This window comes from Phocoenobacter uteri, assembly GCF_900454895.1.
Lineage (GTDB): Bacteria > Pseudomonadota > Gammaproteobacteria > Enterobacterales > Pasteurellaceae > Phocoenobacter > Phocoenobacter uteri.
Genome location: NZ_UGTA01000001.1, coordinates 1,648,189 through 1,666,602, shown reverse-complemented (window position 1 = coordinate 1,666,602; position 18,414 = coordinate 1,648,189). Strand labels below are relative to the sequence as shown.

At 36.2% G+C, this 18,414-nt stretch carries 13 protein-coding genes; 3 read left to right on the top strand and 10 right to left on the bottom strand.

Annotated features, from left to right (window positions below; all coding sequences use genetic code 11):
- The first annotated feature begins 3 nt into the window (after positions 1-3).
- Entirely contained in the window at positions 4-915 is a 912-nt protein-coding gene (gene rpoH / locus DYE60_RS07575) for an RNA polymerase sigma factor RpoH (RefSeq protein ID WP_115316017.1), read from the top strand.
- Between the two features lie 72 nt (positions 916-987).
- Here the strand turns inward: rpoH and tpiA are convergent, their stop codons facing one another.
- Positions 988-1,758 carry a triose-phosphate isomerase gene (tpiA, locus tag DYE60_RS07570; protein WP_115316016.1) on the bottom strand — a complete coding sequence of 257 codons (771 nt, stop codon included), beginning with the start codon at positions 1,756-1,758 and terminating at the stop codon, positions 988-990.
- A gap of 1,493 nt (positions 1,759-3,251) precedes the next feature.
- On the opposite strand from tpiA, the gene DYE60_RS07565 reads away from it, so the two are divergent.
- Both DYE60_RS07565 and DYE60_RS07560 read left to right on the top strand, forming a co-directional pair.
- Positions 3,252-11,402, top strand: a complete 8,151-nt coding sequence (locus tag DYE60_RS07565) for a YadA-like family protein (RefSeq protein WP_172460385.1) — start codon at positions 3,252-3,254, stop codon at positions 11,400-11,402.
- A 66-nt stretch (positions 11,403-11,468) separates the two neighbouring features.
- Positions 11,469-12,236 carry an OmpA family protein gene (locus DYE60_RS07560; RefSeq protein ID WP_115316014.1) on the top strand — a complete coding sequence of 256 codons (768 nt, stop codon included), beginning with the start codon at positions 11,469-11,471 and terminating at the stop codon, positions 12,234-12,236.
- 80 nt (positions 12,237-12,316) lie between these two features.
- On the opposite strand, the gene DYE60_RS07555 is transcribed toward DYE60_RS07560, so the two are convergent.
- From DYE60_RS07555 to DYE60_RS07515, 9 genes are all read right to left on the bottom strand, one after another.
- Entirely contained in the window at positions 12,317-12,910 is a 594-nt protein-coding gene (locus DYE60_RS07555) for a GDSL-type esterase/lipase family protein (RefSeq protein WP_115316013.1), read from the bottom strand.
- Positions 12,911-13,056: 146 nt separating this feature from the next.
- Positions 13,057-13,341: an RNA chaperone Hfq gene (hfq, locus tag DYE60_RS07550; protein WP_115316012.1), complete on the bottom strand. Its 285-nt coding sequence runs from the start codon at positions 13,339-13,341 to the stop codon at positions 13,057-13,059.
- A gap of 88 nt (positions 13,342-13,429) precedes the next feature.
- The gene (miaA, locus tag DYE60_RS07545; protein ID WP_115316448.1) at positions 13,430-14,362 is read right to left on the bottom strand and encodes a tRNA (adenosine(37)-N6)-dimethylallyltransferase MiaA; all 933 of its coding nucleotides are present in this window, start codon (positions 14,360-14,362) and stop codon (positions 13,430-13,432) included.
- Positions 14,363-14,456: 94 nt separating this feature from the next.
- Positions 14,457-15,122, bottom strand: a complete 666-nt coding sequence (locus DYE60_RS07540) for a hypothetical protein (RefSeq protein ID WP_115316011.1) — start codon at positions 15,120-15,122, stop codon at positions 14,457-14,459.
- 37 nt (positions 15,123-15,159) lie between these two features.
- The gene (locus DYE60_RS07535; protein WP_115316010.1) at positions 15,160-15,909 is read right to left on the bottom strand and encodes a hypothetical protein; all 750 of its coding nucleotides are present in this window, start codon (positions 15,907-15,909) and stop codon (positions 15,160-15,162) included.
- A 23-nt stretch (positions 15,910-15,932) separates the two neighbouring features.
- Complete coding sequence (gene tatC, locus DYE60_RS07530) at positions 15,933-16,673, bottom strand: twin-arginine translocase subunit TatC (RefSeq protein ID WP_115316009.1); 741 nt, start codon at positions 16,671-16,673, stop codon at positions 15,933-15,935.
- Position 16,674: 1 nt separating this feature from the next.
- Entirely contained in the window at positions 16,675-17,037 is a 363-nt protein-coding gene (tatB, locus tag DYE60_RS07525; protein ID WP_115316008.1) for a Sec-independent protein translocase protein TatB, read from the bottom strand.
- 8 nt (positions 17,038-17,045) lie between these two features.
- Positions 17,046-17,237, bottom strand: coding sequence for a twin-arginine translocase TatA/TatE family subunit (gene tatA / locus DYE60_RS07520; protein ID WP_115316007.1), 192 nt, complete (start codon positions 17,235-17,237; stop codon positions 17,046-17,048).
- A 279-nt stretch (positions 17,238-17,516) separates the two neighbouring features.
- Positions 17,517-18,272, bottom strand: coding sequence for an SDR family oxidoreductase (locus tag DYE60_RS07515; protein ID WP_115316447.1), 756 nt, complete (start codon positions 18,270-18,272; stop codon positions 17,517-17,519).
- Positions 18,273-18,414: the final 142 nt, after the last annotated feature.

Genomic DNA, 18,414 nt, shown 5'->3' with positions numbered 1-18,414 from the left:
AGAATGAGTGATATCCAAGAAACTAAATTGCTTGAAGTAAAAGAAAAGCATCTCCCCGCAAGACGTGATGATTTTGCGAATAATATGCTTATTCCACAAGGTAATTTGGATAGCTATATTCGTATGGCAAATCAATATCCTGTTTTAACCGCCGAAGAAGAAAAAGAGCTGGCTGAGCGTTTATATTATGATGAAGATATTGAAGCCGCGAAGCAATTGATTCTTTCACATCTGCGTTTTGTGGTGCATATTGCTCGTGGTTATATGGGCTATGGCTTGCCATTGGCCGACTTGATCCAAGAAGGCAATATTGGTTTGATGAAGGCAGTAAAACGTTTTAATCCAGAAATTGGGGTACGTTTGGTTTCTTTTGCAGTGCATTGGGTAAAAGCGGAAATTCACGAATATGTGCTTCGAAATTGGCGAATTGTGAAAGTGGCGACAACTAAAGCTCAGCGTAAACTTTTCTTTAATTTACGAAAAAATAAACACCGCTTAGCGTGGTTTAATGAAGATGAAGTGAATCACGTTGCGAATGAATTGGGCGTGCAACCGTCTGATGTAAAAGAGATGGAATCTCGCTTAACAGGGCAAGATCTCGGTTTTGATTTGTCCGCCGATGATGATAGTGATGATGCTTATTCACCTTCTATGTATTTGGAAGATGATAATTCTAATTTTGCGGATGATATTGAAGAAGAAGAATACGGCGGTCAAGCAACGGCAAAATTAGCTTATGCTTTAGCGACCTTAGATGATCGTAGTCAAGATATCATTAAAACACGCTGGTTAGATGATAATAAAGCGACATTACAGGATTTAGCAGCAAAATACAGTATTTCAGCGGAACGAGTGCGTCAGCTAGAAAATGCCGCTTTGAAAAAAATCAAACAAGCCGTTTCTTTCGACGGGTAACAAATCATAAAAAAACAGCACCTATAAATTGATATAGGTGCTGTTTATCATTTCAATATATCGCAATAAAAATTACGCTTTTGCTTTTTCCGCCGCTTTAACGATAACTGCAAATGCGTCTGCTTTTAATGAAGCACCACCAACTAACGCACCGTCAATGTCTGGTTGCGTGAATAAGTCTGCTGCGTTTGAATCGTTTACAGAACCACCGTATTGGATGATCACTTGGTCAGCAACTGCTTGAGATTTTGCAGCGATGTGATCACGGATTGATTTGTGAATTGCTTGTGCTTGCTCAGGAGTTGCAGATTTACCTGTGCCGATTGCCCAAATTGGTTCATAAGCAATGATTGCACCGTTGAATGCTTCTACACCTAAAGTGTTTAACACTGCATCAATTTGACGTTGGCAAACTTCTTGTGTTTTACCTTCTTCGTTTTCTTGCTCAGTTTCACCGATACATAACACAGGCACTAAACCTGCTTCTTTTAATGCACCGAATTTTTGAGCCACAAATTCATCGCTTTCTTTGTGGTATTGACGACGCTCAGAGTGACCGATAATGATATATTTTGCACCAAAATCTTTTAACATTTCAGTTGAAATATCACCAGTGAATGCACCAGATTGTTTTAAATCCACGTTTTGTGAACCTAATGCAATCACAGATTGACCTGCTAATGCAGCTTCAGCTTCTGCTAAATACATAACAGGTGGAGCGATTGCAACATCACAACCTTTCACATCTTTTAATTCCGCTTTTAAGCCTTCAACTAATTGTTTAGTGAATGCTTTGCTACCGTTTAATTTCCAGTTACCCATAACGAGTGGACGACGTGCCATTTTTTTCTCCTACGAATGATTTATAAAAAACGCTTAACTATACCAAATTTTGGCTGATATTTTATATTTTTTTACAGATTTTATGATCTAGTTCAGGGTTATGATTTAATTTTTAGATTTTAGACAATATTTTCGGAAAGCAATTTACCATCTGATTGATAAAAGATAAAAAACAGTTAATTCAAAATAAATTTGCAAATTTTTAATAAAAAATGACCGCTTACCAAAATATGGTAGGGAGGAATTAGCAACGGTGTTTGCGTACATGCTCCTGAGCGTGATTGTCTATTTGAGTCGGTGGTTTTATTTGCTTTGCTGATTCAATCTTACCTACGTATAACAATTTTAATTTTTATGAAAATATAAGAGAGGGCGGAATTTGTTTTTACAGGGGATTGCTAAAATATTATTTTTTGCAAATTTTTAATAAAAATGACCGCTTATTTCAAAATTTGGTAGGGCGGATTAGTAAACTTGTTTGCGTATATGCTTCCGAGTGTGACTGTATATTTGGGAGTGCAGTTTTATTTTCTCTGCTGATTCAATCTTACCTACGCATAACAATTTTGATTTTTATAAAAATATAAGGTAGGGCTGGAATTTGTTTTTAAAGAGGAATGATTAAAATAAATTTGCAAAATCATAATAAAAAACCACCGCTATATAAAAGGGGGATTTGGGGATTTTTGAGGGGAGTTTGCTTTTAAAGAGGAATGATAAAAATATTTTTTTGCAAAATCGTAATAAAAAATGACCGCTTATCTCAAAATTTGGTGAGGGCGGATTGGCAAACTTGTTTGCGTATATGCTTCCGAGTGTGACTGTATATTTGGGAGGGCGGTTTTATTTGCTTTGCTGGTTTAATCTTCCTCACGCATAACAATTTTCATTTTTATAAAAATATAAGGGAGGGTTAGGATTTGTTTTTAAAGAGGAATGATTAAAATAAATTTGCAAAATCGTAATAAAAAATCACCGCTATTAAAAGGGCATTTGGGGATTTTTGAGGGGAGTCTGCTTTTATAGGGGATTGATAAAATATGGTTTTTTGCAAATTTTTAATAAAAAATGACCGCTATAAGGTGTGCGTTTAGGATTTTAAGGTGTGGAATTTACTTTTATAAGAGGATTGAAAAAAAATTTTATTTTTCTTCAAAATTTAAAAAAAAGTTATGGATTTATTTTTAAATAACGTATTGTTTATTATAACAGTTCAGCTGTTATTTTAGCGTAAAATTTAATGGTTTTATTAAAAAGTTGAAATATTTCTTATTATTTCTAGATAAAAATCAACGTTGAATAATTTGCATTCAGATTGGGATGTTGTTACTATGTATCTGGTGTAAAAGGATATACTAGAGTTATGATTTCTATTTTCTCTAAAAATGAGGAAATTAGTTCAAGGAAATATTTACAACAAGTTTTGCTGTGTTTTAGAACGCCCAAGTAATTGTTTTTTACATTTTTATTACGTAATTTATGAGGATCACACGATGAATTCAATATATAAAACAGTTTGGAGCAAGAGTGCACAAACGATGGTAGTTGCCTCGGAATTGGCTAAATCTTCAGGTAAATCATCAAATAAGGTTTCAGGTCAAATTATCAATCCTAAGTTTTTACTTAGTTCTTTAACTGTTACTTTACTTTCTTCTATTAGTGTTTCCACATTGGCTGCAGAAGGCATTATTCAAGGAAATAATAATTATGTTACTGATAAAGATAAAAACTCTGTTGCGATTGGTCTTAGAGCAAAAATTGGTGGGGTGACATCAATTGCTATTGGTGCTGATGCAGAGGCAGATATAAATAAAGACACTAAAAATTATCCTGAAGATGGTGATTTACTTAATGGTTATGAAATGTGGGAAGGAATTGCTTATAAAGTACCCGCAACGGCGATTGGTTCCGGATCAAAAGCTTTTGGTCGAAATGCAATTTCAATTGGTACTAACGCTGAAGTTAATTCAAATCGTTCAATTGCAATTGGGGCTGGAAGTAAATCACATGGTGAACGTTCTGTTTCTTTAGGTTGGACGGCAAAAACAGCTGCAACTGCAGACAATAGTGTATCTATAGGTCGTGGCACAATTGCGGAAGGCTCAAAAGCAATTTCTATTGGTCACAAGTCTGAAGCAAAAAAAAATCACTCTATTGCTGTAGGTGAACACAGTGTTGTTAATGCTGAAGCGGGTATTTCTATCGGTGAAGAATCAGTTGTTGAAGCAAAAGCAGCAAATGCAGTGATATTAGGTAATAACAACGTAGCAAAATCAAATTCTAACGTTGTAATTGGTGATCAGTCGGAAGGTGATGGTCAATATTCTATTGTGATTGGTACGGATTCAAAGATTGAAGCATTAAATACTACAGATAAGCAACAAGGTCTTACGGCTTCTGCTCGCCCACAATATGATAATGCGATTGTGATTGGTCATGAGTCAAGAAGTACTAACCAAAACACGGTAACATTAGGTCATAGAGCAACAACTTATGGTGAAAAATCAGTTGCTATTTCTGAAGGTGCACAAGCAAGAGCGAATCGTTCTATTGCATTGGGTAATGAAGCTATTGCTGATCAAGAAAGTGCAATGGCATTTGGTGATAGATCGAAAGCACTTGGTCAAAATTCTGTTTCATTTGGATCAGGTTCGATTTCAAGAGGCAATCAAGCATTAGCCTTTGGTAGTTCATCAATGGCAAATGGTCAAGACAGCCTTGCATTGGGTGCTGGTGCGAAAGTTGGTGTAACTGAAGCAACAAAATGGAATTATCCGGATAAATATCGTAACAAAGATAAGATTGTTAATAAAGGCTTAGCACTAGGTGCTGGGGCAAATGTTACTAAAAATAATTCTGTGGCATTAGGTGCAGGTTCTGTTGCAAGTACCGATGCGGTGACTGTGCCGAATGCAACGCTTAATAACTTAACTTATGGCGATTTTGCAGGACAAGCTAAAGCCGCAAGCGGTATTGTTTCTGTTGGTTCAGCGGGCAATGAACGCCAAATCACAAATGTTGCTTCAGGAAGAATTACGGCAGATTCAACAGACGCAATCAATGGTTCACAGCTTCACGCAACTAATACGATTTTAGGCAATGTTGCAAAAACCCTAAAAGATAATTTAGGTGGTAATGCAGCGGTTTCACCAAAAGGAGATATCACCTTTACGGATATCGGTGGAACAGGAAAAGGCAATATTCACGATGCAATTAAAGCTTCAAAAGAAACAGTTGTTGCTGGAAATGGTATTAAAGTGGATGAAGGTAAAAATGATTCTGGTTCAAGTAAATATACTGTTTCATTATCTGATGATATTTTAAACAAATTAAAAAATCCAAATACACCACCAAGTGTTGATACTACTTCAGTAGAGGAAGTAACAGCAAAAACAGGTTCATCAGTAACCGTAACGGCTGCAAAAGATAAAGCAGATGGTACTGGTAAAACGTTTGAAGTTGCTTTAACTAAAACAGCAGAAGACGCGATTGCAGATGTTCAAAACAAAGCAAATAAAAACTTAGACAATATTGATGATGATGGTAAAAACGTTATTAAAGGTCTTGTTGAAGCAGAGGGTACTGCACCAATCAATGTAGAAACAACAGCTGGCACAAACGGTGCGAAGAAATTTGTTGTGAGCTTAAATGATAAAGGTGTGGATGAAAGTAAACTATCTGATCCTGTTGTTGAAAAACTAAACAAAGTAGAAACTGTTGTTGCGAAAGATAGCAATATTACTGTTGCAGATACCAAACTAAATGGCACGAAAGGTAAAGAGTTTGAATTAAGTCTAAATAAAGATCTTAATTTATCAACAGCAAATGATGGAAGTATTGATGGTTTAGCAGATAATATTACTGCACCAACTGATCCAAAAACAGCCACTGCACCAGCAGGCTCGCACAAAGCGGCAACTGTAAATGATGTATTAAACGCAGGTTGGAACTTAAAAGAAAATACAGATGCGAAAGATTTCGTTAAAGCATTCGATACGGTTGCTTTTGTAAATGGTGAAGGTACAACAGCTAAGGTAACAAATACGGATGGTACTACATCAGAAGTTACTTTTAATGTGAATGTTGATGGCACATCGATTAAAGTGAATGATCAAGGTAAGTTAGAAGCAGTTGCAAAACCGCAAGAAACAACTACCTTAACGCCGACAACAGACGGTACTGTTACAGAGCCAGCAGATGGTGATAAAACTAAACTAGTGAATGCGGGCGACATTGCAAAAGCAATCAATGGTGCTGGGTTTAAAGTTAAAACAACAAATGGTGATGGTAGCAAAGATCAGCTTGTCAAAATGGGTGAAACCGTTGAGCTTGATGAAGGTAAAAATATTGATGTGGTTCAAGCAGACAATAAATTTACTATCAAAACGAAAGATGATTTAACTGGTTTAAATTCAGTTGTTTTAGGTGATGATACAACTGATCCAAATACTGTTGCTTTAACCAAAGAGGGCATTAAAGCGGGTAATAAGAAAATTACTAACGTTGCTAAAGGTGATATTTCAGATGATTCAAAAGATGCAATCAATGGTTCGCAATTAAAAGATTTAGCGGATAAATTGGGTATTGAACCTGAGACTGAACCAGCAAAAGCAGGTACGTTTAAAGCTCCAACTTTAACCAAACTAACTAATGTGGATGGTACTGAACCAGCGGCAGCACCAACAAATGTTGTCAATGCAGTAAATGGTTTAGCGGATAAAGTGAACGAAGGTTTAACTTTTGGCGGAAATCAAGGTACAGCTAAACAGCAATTAGGGTCTAAATTAGACGTTAAAGGTGATGTTAAAGATGCGACAGCAACTTATGTAAGCTCAAATATTACGACTGAATATACCAACACGAACGGTAACGGTGTGATCCAAATTTCGATGAAAGAAAAACCTAAATTTAAAGGTGTAGAAATCAAAGAAGATGACACGAAACCAACAACGTCAATCACACCAAATGGCGTAACTATTACTCCTGTTGCTGGCACAAATAAAGCACCAGTTACTTTAACCGACAATGGTTTAGATAACGGTGGTAATAAAGTGACTAATGTAGCTGATGGTGACGTTAGTGCAACAAGTAAAGATGCGGTAAATGGTAGCCAGTTAGATAAAGTGGCGAAAGCATCTAAAGAAGATGTTAAATCTGATGATAAATCAGTTACAGTGGTTAAAACCGAAGCAGCTGATGGTTCTAATATCTTTGATTTAGCCGTTAAAGTGGATGATAAAACATTAGAATTTGTTCCAGTTGACGCAAATACACCAGACGGTGCGAAAAAATTAGCACTAAAAACCACAGCGTTAACACCAGCGAATACAGGTTCGATCACATCACCACAAGGCGATGAAGCGAAAAAACTTGTGAATGCTGGCGATATTACGAAAGCAATCAATGGTGCGTTCCATCAAGTAACTAATAGTAATACGGATACTCTTGCAACTGATGAAGTTAAAACAGCTAAAATCAAAGCGGGTAGCACGTTAACCTTTGAAGCGGGTAAAAACTTAGTTTCAAAAATGACAGAAGATGGTCAATTAACGGTTTCAACGAAAAATGACGTTAAATTTGATTCTGCACAAGTTGGTAAGGTTAAGATCAACGAAGATGGTAACAACCAAATTGGTGGCTTAGCAAAAGGTACTGCGGATGATGATGCGGTTAACTTCGCTCAATTAAAAGATCTGATTGCGAAAGGGAATATCGTAAATAAAGTTGCTGCCGATAATAACGCAACATTTACTTATGTTGGTACTGTTGAAGGCAAAGAAGTGCAATTAGTCAGAGATGTGAAAGAGGTTAATGGAAAAGTTGTGCCTTTCTATTCATACGTTAAAGATGGTAAGAAAGTAGTACTTGATAAAGCACCTGATGATGTTCATATTTCTACAATTGATCCTATTACAGGTATTCCTGCAGTACCTACGCAAGTAGCAAATGTAAAATCAACCTTACCTGGTTCTTTTGATCAAACCATTCCTACTGATAAAGTAGAAGAAATGAAGAAAGGTCAAACATTACTACCGAATTCATTGACGGATGATCAAAAACATAATGCAGCAACAATTTCTGATGTTTTATCAGCAGGTTGGAACTTAGCAGATAAAGCTGGTTATGTAGATTTTGTTAAACCTTATGAGACAGTGAAATTCTTAGATGGTGAAGGTACAACTGTTGAAGTTAAAACGGAAGATCACTTGACTAGCACGATTAAATACAGCGTTGCGGTTGATAATAAAACGACTGAGTTAACGGGTGAGAAAGCAGACGGTACAAAAGTTGTTAAAGCTAAAGACGGTAAATGGTACACAGTAGGTACTGATGGTCAGCCGACAACAACAGTTGTGCCAGCAACCGATGTTGCGAAAACAATAGTTTCTGCAAAAATTGTTGATACACCATTTGAGTATGCTGATAAAGACGGTAATCCAATCGTTAAGAATGGCGATAAATTCTTTAAAGATGGTGCAGAAGTGCCAGCAGATAAAGTTGTCGTTAAAGCGAAAGGTACAAAACCACAATCTATCACTAATGTTGCAAGTGCATTAGGCTTGAATGATGCGAAGTATGATGACGCAACAAATGGCTCAACTAATGCAACTGTTGTACCAGCTCAAACAGCTGTTAAAAATCTACTTAAAGAAGCAGATGATAAGAACCTAAACAAAGCAACTTCGGCTCGTGATTTACAAGCAGTTTCTCGTGCAGGATTAGATTTTGCAGGCGATAACTCAGCAGAGAAAACAGTTCACAAAAACTTAGGTGAAAAACTTGAGATTGTGGGCGGTGCGGCTAAAGCTAAATTATCTGATAACAATATTGGCGTAAATGCGAATGAAGCGGGTAAATTAGAAGTTAAATTAGCGAAAGACGTGAAAGGTTTGGATTCTGTTGTTTTAGGTGATGATGCAAATTCTCCAGATACAATTGCTTTAACAAAAGCAGGTATCAAAGCGGGTAATAAGAAAATTACTGGTGTTGCAAAAGGTACGGAAGATACTGATGCAGTGAACAAAAAACAATTAGATGATGAAATTAAATTATCTAAAGAAGAAGTTACTGCTGGTAACGGTATTAAAGTAACGAAAACTGAAGCAACCGCAGACAAAGCTGCTTCATTTAAAGTTGCTGTTAAAACAGATGGTAAAACAATCACAACGGATAAAGATGGAAATATTACCGCAAATACGACCGCTTTAACGCCAGCAGCAACGGGTGCTATCACTGAGCCACAAGGAGATGAAGCGAAAAAACTAGTGAATGCAGGCGATATTTCAAAAGCGATCAATGGTGCGTTCCATAAAGTAACCAATACCAATACAGATGAGACTGTAACGGCAGGAAAAGGAACTAGCAACATTAAAGCAGGTGATACGTTAACTGTTGAAACAGGTAAAAACTTGGTTTCTTCATTAGATGATCAAGGTAACTTAAAAATCTCAACACAAAAAGAAGTTGAGTTTGATAAAGTAACTGTTGGCGGTGTTGAGATTGATAAAACAACAGGCATCAATGCAGGTGATAAGAAAATTACTGGTGTGAAAGCGGGTGAGAATGATACTGATGCGGTGAATGTTGCTCAATTAAATGCTGTTAAAACTCAAGTAACGAGTGGAAATGGTGTGTCTGTAACATCAAAACCTATCGCTGGTGGAAACGGTACTTCATTTGAAGTTGCTGTTAAAACAGATGGTAAAACAATCACAACGGATAAAGACGGAAATATTACCGCAAATACAACCGCTTTAACCCCGGTTAAAACGGGTGATAAAGCAGGTTCGGTAACTAAACCAACAGGTGATGAAGCGAAAAAATTAGTGAATGCTGGCGATATCGCAGATGCAATCAATAATTCAGGCTTTACAATCACAGCAGCTGGTAACCTTGATGGTACTGCGACAAATGAAATCGTAAATCCAGGCGATAAAGTTGAACTTGTTGCTGGCGATAATATGACTATTAAGCAAGAAGGTGGCAAATTCACATTGAGTGCGGTGCTTCCTGATGTAGTTGAAAGCCCATTCGGTTATGTGGATGAAGCTGGTAATGAAGTGCTTAAGAAAGGCGATAAATTTGTGAAAGAAGATGGTGTTGTATTAACACCTGAAGAAGCAGATAAAGTTGTTGTAAAAGCGAAAGGTAAAAAACCTCAGCAAGTTACGAATATTAAATCAACTTTAGTTGGTTCAAAGGATAATCCATTAGCAGACAAAGATGCGGGTGAAAAATCACGCACCGGAGATGTGAAAGATGATCAACTTAATAACGCAGCAACGGTTAGCGATGTATTAAGTGCTGGCTGGAACTTGAAAGGTAATGGTTCGGATGTTGATTTTGTTAAAGCATACGATACAGTGGACTTTGTAAACGGTACTGGTACAACAGTAACTGTTGAAACTAAAGATAATGCAGTAAGTACAGTGAAAGTTGATGTAGCGGTAGATGATGCAACAATTACAACAGAAGAGTACGGTCAACCAGATAAAAATGGTAAGAAAGCAACACGTATCAAAGCAAATACAACAGCATTAACACCAACAGCAGAAGGTAAAATTGCAGATCTTGCAGATGCTGACGCGAAGAAACTTGTGAATGCGGGTGACATTAAAACGGCAATCAATAGTGTTTATCACACAGTGAAAAATACGAATACTGGCGGAAAAGTTACTGCAAATGCAGGTTCAACTAAAGTTGGTGCTGGTAGCACATTAACCATCGATGCAGGTAATAACTTAATCTCTGCAATGAATGACGGTGTGTTGACTATTGGTACGAAAGACAGCGTTGCATTTGATGATGTGAAAGTTGGCGATGTCGTTATCAATAAAGATTCTGGTATTAACGCAGGTAACAAACAAATCACTGGTGTGGCAAGTGCGTTAGCCTTAGGTAATGCTAAATATGATGACGCAACCGACGGAGCAAATGGTGCAACAGTTAAACCTGCTCAAACAGCTGTTAAGAATTTACTTAAAGAAGCGGATGATAAGAACCTGAACAAAGCGACTTCTGCTCGTGATTTACAAGCAGTATCTCGTGCAGGGGTAGATTTTGCAGGCGATAACTCAGCAGAGAAAACAGTTCACAAAAACTTAGGTGAAAAACTTGAGATTGTAGGTGGTGCTGATAAAGCTAAATTGTCTGATAATAATATCGGCGTGAATGCGAAAGCGGGTAAATTAGAAGTTAAATTAGCGAAAGATGTGAAAGGCTTAGACTCTATTGTTTTAGGTAGCCAAGCTGGAGATAACGTTGTTTCATTAAATGCAAACACTGGTATCAACGCGGGTAACAAACAAATTAAAGGTGTTAAAGCGGGTGTTGCGGATACTGACGCAGTAAACGTAGGTCAATTAAAAGCATCAAACGCAAATATTGCTAAACAGTTAGGTGATTTAGATAAGAATATGCGTGCAGGTGTTGCAGGTGCATTCGCTGCGGCTAACTTAGGTCAACCACATGATCCAGGTGCAAGCACAGTGGGTATTGCAGTAGGTACTTATCGTGGTGAGTCTGCATTATCACTTGGTTTATCAACCATCTCTGATAATGGTAAATGGATCTTAAAAGGTTCTATCTCACACGATACGTCAAACTATACGGGTGCTGGTGCAAGTATTAACTATCAGTGGTAATCACTTTATTGGCTAATCACTTCGGTGGTTAGCCAGTTTGTTGAATTTTTTGAAAGGTTTAAAAAAATGAAATTATTAAAATTAGCAGGGTTAACTGCAACAGCATTGTCTGTGATGGCGTGTACTAATACATTAAACAGTATTGACCGTGATGGCGTATTAGAGAATCCAAAATATGAAGATCTTTACTGGCCAGCGATTGATGATGCAACACAGCCAGAAGGTATTTTTCCTAACTTAGAAAGTCTTGATCATATCGGTCCAGGTGTTACTAAGAAAGATTTATATTATATGATTGAGCGTCCACATTTCTCTGAAATGAACGGTGCTCGTGAGTGGAATTACATTATGAAATTCCGTCAAGCTGATCGCAGTGTAAAAATCTGTCAATACAAAGTGTTATTTGATAAAGATGAAGTTGCACAAAACTTCTATTGGTTACCAAAAGATTGTTTAACTGAGAAATTTGACTTAGCAGCGGATGCATTGTTCCCATTTGATAAGGGTGCGATGAAAGATATCAAAGCAGCAGGTAAAGTTAAATTAGATAAATTAGCTGAACACATTACAAGTTTAGGTAATAAAGCAAAAATTCACTTAGTTGGACATACCGATTACTTAGGTAATGAAATGTACAATCAACGTCTTTCTCAACAACGTTCAGCAAGCGTGGCTCGTTATTTGGAAACTAAAGGCGTGAATGGTGCAAATATTACGACATCTGGAATGGGTGAAAGCCAGCCAGTGAAACATTGTTCAACAGACATTTCTCGTAAAGCATTAAAAGAATGTTTACAACCTAACCGTCGTGTAAGTGTTGAAATCGTTCGTTAATTAGCAACGACTAATTTATAAAAGCACTCTATTTTTATGAAAATAGGGTGCTTTTTTATGAAAATCAATGAGCTGTATTTTTATTTAATATTATTGATATGATCTAGAAAAATTTCAGCGATTGCACGATTGCCTGTTTCATTAAGATGAATACCGTCTAAATAAAAATTTTTACGATTATTTGCGTATCGGTAAGTGAGTTCCTCGTCGTAATTGATTATTTTCACTTGTGTGCTGGCTATTGAATTCATATCAATAAACCACTGAAAAAGTTTTCGCATATCAACGATAATTTTATCAAAATTCATAAAATCCACTTTGTTTTTATCAACTTGCTCAATAATTGGAAGAGGACAGAATCCAATAATCGGCTTAATGCCATAAAAATCAGCTTGATGGCACACTGCTTTAATATTGGCTCTCACTTGTTCGACGTTCACACCAAAGCCAATATCATTTAATCCACCCATAATATGTACGACATCTGGCTTGTCATTAACGATATCACTGTGAAAACGAGCAAGCATTCCTCCGGTCGTATCACCAGAAATTCCTTTGTTGATAAGAGTCGTATTCGTGAGGCTTTTTGCAATGATAGATGTCCAAACGTCATCACGGTTTAGATTTTCACCATAGCCATAAGTAATGCTATCACCAAGAAAGCTTATTTTCATATCATACTCCAAAGGTTAGAACATTGATTAAGAATTATATCAAAAGCTAAAATAGTATGGTATTTGGACGTTATTATATTGTGTATAAAAAAACTCGCTAATAAAATTGTTAGCGAGCTTTGTGATTTTTCTATACGTTAATTTGATTACTCAGTAGTGGCAGTTTCTGCTGTTTGAGTGTCTGAATTGTTGATAGGTTGAGAATGCTGAGAGGTATTATTATGTGAGACAGCTCTTGCTGGAACAATGGTCGAAATTGCGTGCTTATACACCATTTGGCTCACAGTATTTTTCAATAAAATGACAAACTGATCGAAAGATTCAATTTGTCCTTGTAGTTTAATTCCATTAACAAGATAGATAGAAACTGGAATGCGCTCACGGCGAAGTGAATTTAAGTATGGATCTTGTAAAGATTGACCTTTTGCCATAACAATCGTTCCTTTAATTATAGTTGTACGAAAGAATAGTACGATTAAGAGTAATAAAAATACAATCAATCACTAAAATTATACCTTTTTATAATTTTAACTCAATGATCTTTTTCATTTTATCATAAGAATCTGACATTGCTAAGCTATCTAACCATTCAATATCACTCGTCCAACCTCTTAGCCAAGTTATTTGGCGTTTGGCTAATTGACGAGTGGCACAAATGCCTTTAAAAATAGCTTCATCCAGAGAGATTTCGCCTTGTAAATACTCCCACATTTGACGATAGCCGACACAACGAATAGACGGAAGATCAATGTGTAAATCTTGACGTAAAAATAACCGCTTCACTTCGTCCTCAAAACCAAGTTCGATCATTTTATGAAAGCGTTGTTCGATACGTTGGTGTAATACGGCTCGATCTTGTGGAGCAATTGCAAACTGCATCACATCATAGGGTAACTCTTCACCTTTTTGAGCTGTGAGTTCTGTCATTGTTTTGCCGGAAATATAAAAAACCTCTAAGGCTCGTCCAATGCGTTGGCTGTCGTTTTCATTGATTCGCTGTCCTGCGACAGGATCAATGGCAAGCAATTCTTTATGTAATTCAGACCAACCAATTTGCTCTGCTTTGGCTTGAATTTCTGCTCTAATTTCTGGTTGTGAAGAAGGTAGTGGTGAAAGCCCTTCCATTAAACCTTTGTAATAAAGCATTGTGCCACCGACTAATAACGGAATTCTGCCCGATGCAGTAATTTCTGCCATTTCTCGTAAAGCATCTTCACGAAAGTTAGCAACAGAGTAGCTTTCTGCGGGATCAATAATATCAATGAGACGATGTGGTGCTTGTGCTAATTCCTGTTGAGTCGGTTTCGCTGTGCCAATATCCATTCCTTTGTAAATAAGGGCAGAGTCAACGCTAATCACTTCAACGGGTAAGGTTTTTCTAAGTTGAATAGCGAGATCGGTTTTGCCTGAAGCTGTTGGTCCCATTAAAAATATTGCGAGAGGTTTTTGCATAAAGTAGCCTTTTGTTAAAAATAAATAAGCGGTCATATTTGCAAAACATTTTACAAAAATGACCGCTTAAATCTAAGTGTTTTCTTTAAGAATTTTATTTAAAGTTATCAATTCGTTTAAATAAATCCAATACAAATGCTCTTTCGTGCTGCAAGTAAGGAAGCACTTTGTCTCCACCTGCCGCACTTGTTAAGATTTTTGTATGTCTTGCGTATAAGTTTGCCATCACATCAAAACTGGTTGATAGGCGAAGTTTATCTTTTTTCAATGCTTGTACACGTTGTTTGTATTCTGCTTGCTCTTCTTTGGTTAATGTTTTTTCTTTTGCTTGTAATTCAACGGTGCGATTATAAAAGTCGATAAAGGCTTTTTTAAGGTTGCCATAGTTAGCAGAAGCTTGATTAAATTGAGTTACCTCAAGAGGTAATTCCGCTTCTTTTTTACTTGTGGTTGCTGTGGAGATTTTTTGATAAGTATGGCAAGAATATAAACTATCTTGTGGAATAATATTTTCTTTTTTCCATTGTTTTACGGTTTTAGTCGCTATTTTTTTGTCTATTTCAGCGACAGAAACCATAAACCAACCTTTTTTATTTTTTACAATATTTACGTTATCAAATTTTGATGCATAGTCATTTTGAATTTTCTGTGCATTTTCCAGTGATTTGGTTGAGGATACAATTACATTACAGGTTTTAGCTTGAGCATAGCTCGGTAACATTACAGTAAGTCCTGTCGCCAATAATAGTGTTTTTTTCATTTTAATCTCCTTTTGAGTTAATTTGTAAGCGGTAACGTTATTTACAGTCAATTTTTTGATGTTGACAAAGTTGCTGTATATTTATTTTCGCCACTTTTTTAATAATAACTAGTATATCCTGTCTTTCATCTTTTAGAAAAGAGGCAATTTTCTTGCCCCCTTTTGCTGTTTTAAGTATATCTAAATTGTTAGTGTAAATATTAACCATATCATTATAAGTATGAGTTAATTGTTTTTGAGATTCTTTAATTTTTTTAATCAGCTGAGCGTGTTGCATCACTTTTTTCTTAGCGGGATTTTGGGTGTTCAAAATTTCTTTTGATGAGTGATTTATCGCGTTATATAGCTTATTTACGGTTTCTTTGCTGGCTAAATATTGAGTGATAGCTTGGTTAATTTTCACAACAGCGGTTTTTTGCTCTTGTTTTGAGAATATATTTTGGTGTTGTTTATTGGATTTATGAGTCGTATTTTTGACATCTATTTCAGGATACTCAATGCCAGAGCAGAGACTATCTTTGGGAATTTTTTTCAGTGCTTTTAAGCGAGAGACAATATTTTTTTCTACTTTTTTATCGACTTTTGCGACGGAGAGCATAAACCAATCACGATTATTTTTTAAAATAGCGACACGTTTAAATTGGCTATATAAATATTTTTGTTGAGCTTTTTTTACATCAGCTAGCGATTTTGTGGAATAAACAATAAGATGACAGCTGTGGGGAGAAGCTTGTAGCATTTGTGAAAAGACCAACAAGCTCCCTAGTATAAATAGTACTTTTTTCATATTTATTCCCCCAGCTATTTTAGTTAAGCCCCATCATTATCCGATTGTTCTTTGGTATAAAATCGAGAAAATATAAGACCCACTTCAAATAAAAGTATCATCGGAATAGCTAACAATGTTTGTGAAAACATATCTGGCGGGGTTAATAACATCCCAACGACAAAAGCAATTACAATAATGTAAGGACGCTTTTTCTTCAAATCTTCTACGGTGGTCACGCCAGACCAGCACAATAAAATAATTGCCACTGGAACTTCAAAACAGACACCAAAAGCTAAGAAAATAGTTAACACAAAGTCTAAATAGCTTGCGATATCTGTCGCCATTGTGACACCAGCAGGCGTGGTACTTGTTAAAAAGCCAAATACTAATGGGAATACGACATAGTAAGCAAAAGCAACACCGACATAAAAGAGTAAGGTGCTGGAAAGAAGCAATGGATAAACCAAACGCTTTTCGTGTTTATAAAGTGCAGGGGCAACGAATGCCCAGATTTGATATAAGATATAAGGCACAGAAAAAAACACCGCAACGACAAGGGTTAATTTAATCGGTGTAAAGAAAGGCGTGACCACGTTGGTGGCAATCATTGTCGCCCCTTCTGGCAAACGTTCTGTTAAAGGGGTTGCCAGTAAGGAGTAAATATCATTTGCCCAGAAGACGAGTAGGGCAAAAATAATCCCAATACACGCAAGAGCGTGTAATAAGCGGTTACGCAATTCAACAAGATGACTAATGAGTGGTTGTGATTCTTCAACTGACATTCTACTTTCCTTTTATTTCTTCTTGTTGCGTTGTATCTATATTTAGCGTCTCTTTTTTATAGACGTCTTTATTTTTAATACTGTCTTCCAATTCTTTCGCAGAATATTTTAAATCATCAATTTTTTCAGCCAAGTCAGACGAAAGATTTTTTAAATTTAATTCTTCTGCTTTTTTAATGCTTTCTTTTAATTCTTGTAATCTCAATTCTTCTGAGAATTCATCTTGAATATTTGTTGCTAAACTTTTAACCGCACGAATCCAGCCCATCACGGTTCTAATCGCAGAGGGTAATCTAGTTGGACCAAGTACAACTAAACCAACGATAAAAATTAAGACAATTTCAGAAAATCCAATATCAAACATGAGTTAGCCTATTCTTTATCTTTTTTTTCTGTTTCAAGTTCGGTTTTAGTTTCAATTTCGGCTTCATCTTTCATCGCTTTTTTAAAGCCCTTTACAGATTCGCCTAAATCAGACCCTAAGGTGCGTAATTTTTTTGTTCCAAATAACAATACAACCACGACTGCGATTGCTAATAACTGCCATACACTGATACCGCCCATAATATTTATTCCTCTGTTATAAAGATAGTTGTAAAAAGAACCCTGCAATTATACAAGTTTTTATACAAAAAATCATCAAGGGGTTCATTTCTATAAAAAATTTACCAATCTGAAATTATTGAATAAAAAGAAATCTTTGTTGATAGATTACATTATAGGGAATGTGAGATTTGAGAATAGGTCATAGCGGTCATATTTTATGAAAAATTTGCAATTTATTTTATACTTTCAAGGAATTGCAAATTCTTTAAAAAATCTGACCGCTTACTTATGAGAATATTATTTATTCTTTCTCGCCACATTCAATGCCGAAAATGTCTGAGCCGTTGGCATCACTTCAACGCTGTTGATATTCACGTGAGGGGGCTGTTGATTTAACCATAATACGATATTCGCAATGTCTTCTGGTTTTATGTAATCCACGTTTTCATATAAGCTCGTCACTTTCTCTTGATCGCCTTTAAATCGCACCAAAGAAAAATCGGTATCGCCACATAAACCGGGTTCTACGTTGGATACGCGAATATTGGTGTTCGCAAGATCCGCCCGTAAATTTAAAGAAAATTGTTTTACAAAGGCTTTCGTCGCACCATACACATTGCCACCCGGATAAGGATAAGTACCTGCAATCGAACCGATATTGATAATATGCCCTGAATTGCGTTCCACCATTTTCGGAAGGACTAAGCGAGTGATATAAACAAGCCCTTTAACATTGGTGTCGATCATATTCTCCCAATCCGCTAACTCCGCTTTATGTGCCGGCTCTAAGCCTAGCCCCAAGCCCGCATTATTCACGAGTAAATCAATCTGCTGATATTCTTGCGGTAAAGACGCGAGGGCATTTTCTATCTCAGCCAAGTTTTGAATATCAAAATTTAGGGGAATAAATTTATCGTTGAAAATTTCTTTTAGCTCATTTAATTTTGCTGTTCTTCTGCCTGTACCAATCACTAAATAGTTATTTTTTATTAAGCATTCTGCGATAGCTCGTCCAAATCCTGAGGTTACGCCAGTAACAAGTGCAATATTCATCATAATAAAATCTCCTATTCTTCAATCATATAGAGCGAATACTATATCATATTTAGTATTTAGTATTTAGTATTTAGTATTTAGTATTTAGTATTTAGTATTTAGTATTTAGTATTTAGTATTTAGTATTTAGTATTTAGTA

What these genes read in the sequence shown, in the direction of transcription:
- DYE60_RS07555 (WP_115316013.1), bottom strand. Translation starts at nt 12,910, where the DNA reads ATGAAAATAAGCTTTCTTGGTGATAGCATTACTTATGGCTATGGTGAA.
- rpoH (WP_115316017.1), top strand. Translation starts at nt 4, where the DNA reads ATGAGTGATATCCAAGAAACTAAATTGCTTGAAGTAAAAGAAAAGCAT.
- tpiA (WP_115316016.1), bottom strand. Translation starts at nt 1,758, where the DNA reads ATGGCACGTCGTCCACTCGTTATGGGTAACTGGAAATTAAACGGTAGC.
- tatC (WP_115316009.1), bottom strand. Translation starts at nt 16,673, where the DNA reads ATGTCAGTTGAAGAATCACAACCACTCATTAGTCATCTTGTTGAATTG.
- DYE60_RS07565 (WP_172460385.1), top strand. Translation starts at nt 3,252, where the DNA reads ATGAATTCAATATATAAAACAGTTTGGAGCAAGAGTGCACAAACGATG.
- miaA (WP_115316448.1), bottom strand. Translation starts at nt 14,362, where the DNA reads ATGCAAAAACCTCTCGCAATATTTTTAATGGGACCAACAGCTTCAGGC.
- hfq (WP_115316012.1), bottom strand. Translation starts at nt 13,341, where the DNA reads ATGGCAAAAGGTCAATCTTTACAAGATCCATACTTAAATTCACTTCGC.
- tatA (WP_115316007.1), bottom strand. Translation starts at nt 17,237, where the DNA reads ATGGGCGGTATCAGTGTATGGCAGTTATTAGCAATCGCAGTCGTGGTT.
- DYE60_RS07515 (WP_115316447.1), bottom strand. Translation starts at nt 18,272, where the DNA reads ATGAATATTGCACTTGTTACTGGCGTAACCTCAGGATTTGGACGAGCT.
- DYE60_RS07540 (WP_115316011.1), bottom strand. Translation starts at nt 15,122, where the DNA reads ATGAAAAAAACACTATTATTGGCGACAGGACTTACTGTAATGTTACCG.
- DYE60_RS07560 (WP_115316014.1), top strand. Translation starts at nt 11,469, where the DNA reads ATGAAATTATTAAAATTAGCAGGGTTAACTGCAACAGCATTGTCTGTG.
- DYE60_RS07535 (WP_115316010.1), bottom strand. Translation starts at nt 15,909, where the DNA reads ATGAAAAAAGTACTATTTATACTAGGGAGCTTGTTGGTCTTTTCACAA.
- tatB (WP_115316008.1), bottom strand. Translation starts at nt 17,037, where the DNA reads ATGTTTGATATTGGATTTTCTGAAATTGTCTTAATTTTTATCGTTGGT.